This window comes from Microbacterium sp. (assembly GCF_031988965.1).
GTDB lineage: Bacteria > Actinomycetota > Actinomycetes > Actinomycetales > Microbacteriaceae > Microbacterium.
The window spans coordinates 1-1,280 of the sequence record NZ_DALZXX010000292.1; the positions used below are offsets into that span (position 1 = coordinate 1).

General features: G+C 72.6%; 1 protein-coding gene. It reads right to left on the reverse strand.

The features are described 5' to 3' along the window. The coding region (locus tag RTM68_RS18855; RefSeq protein ID WP_312173862.1) for a hypothetical protein at nt 1-1,280 on the reverse strand (1,280 nt) is incomplete at both ends.

The following is a 1,280-nucleotide window of genomic DNA, read 5'->3' on the forward strand; positions in this document are numbered from 1 at the left end:
GTCTGCGGTCGCCGCCGCCGAGGCGGACGACGTCGCGTCGGCGAGAGCCGCAGCTTCGGCTGCCGCCTGTGCGGAGGGGTCTCCGTCAGCGGTCGCGTCTGCCGAGGCGGATGCCGAGGCGGCCGCGTTCGTGTTGACGTCGCCCGGGTCGCCGGCCGTCACCTCAGTGGTGTCGGTCGCCGTGATCGCACCGGCGGTCGCCGTGATCGTGTAGCCGGTGGCGGGCGTCGCATCCGCAGGCACGGCGTACACCGTCGCGAAGGCTCCGAAGCCATCCGTCGTCACGTCGACGGGTCCGCCGACGTCTGCTCCGCCGCCGGGGGCGGTCAGCTGCAGCGTCACGGTGGAGTTGATCGGCCAGCCCGAACCCGTCACTGACAGGTTCGTGCCTGCCGGGACCGACTCCGCCGCATCGACGACGACCGCTGCCGCCGTGACCTCGGTGGTGTCGGTCGCGGTCTGCGTGCCCGCCGAAGCCGTCACGGTGTAGCCCGTTCCCGCCGGCGTTCCGGCCGGAACCGGGTAGCCGAGCGTGAAGGCACCGAGTGCGCCGGTCGTCACGGTCTCGGGACCACCGACGGCCTCTCCGCCAGGGGCGGTGAGCTGCACGGTGATCAGCGTGTTCGCGGGCCAGTTCGCGCCCGTCACCGTCAGATCGGTGCCGGCCTCGACCGTGTCCGCAGCGTCCACCGTCGCGGCTGCCGTGATCTCGGTCGTGTCGGTCGCGGTCTGCGCTCCGGCCGTCGCGGTCACGGTATAGCCCGTGCCCGGCTCGGCGTTCGCGGGAACCGGGTAGTTCAGCGTGAAGCCGCCGGTACCGTCGGTCGTGACCGTCTGCGGGTCACCGACCGCCGCGCCACCGGGAGCGGTGAGCTGCAGCGTGATCTCGGTGTTCGCGGGCCAGTTCGCACCCGTGATCGGCAGATCCGCACCGGCCTGAGCCGTGTCCGCGGCATCCACCGTCGCGGCTGCCGTGATCTCGGTCGTGTCGGTCGCGGTCTGCGCTCCGGCCGTCGCGGTCACGGTATAGCCCGTGCCCGGCTCGGCGTTCGCGGGAACCGGGTAGTTCAGCGTGAAGCCGCCGGTACCGTCGGTCGTGACCGTCTGCGGGTCACCGACCGCCGCGCCACCGGGAGCGGTGAGCTGCAGCGTGATCTCGGTGTTCGCGGGCCAGTTCGCACCCGTGATCGGCAGATCCGCACCGGCCTGAGCCGTGTCCGCGGCATCCACCGTCGCGGCTGCCGTGATCTCGGTCGTGTCGGTCGCGGTCTGCGCTCCGG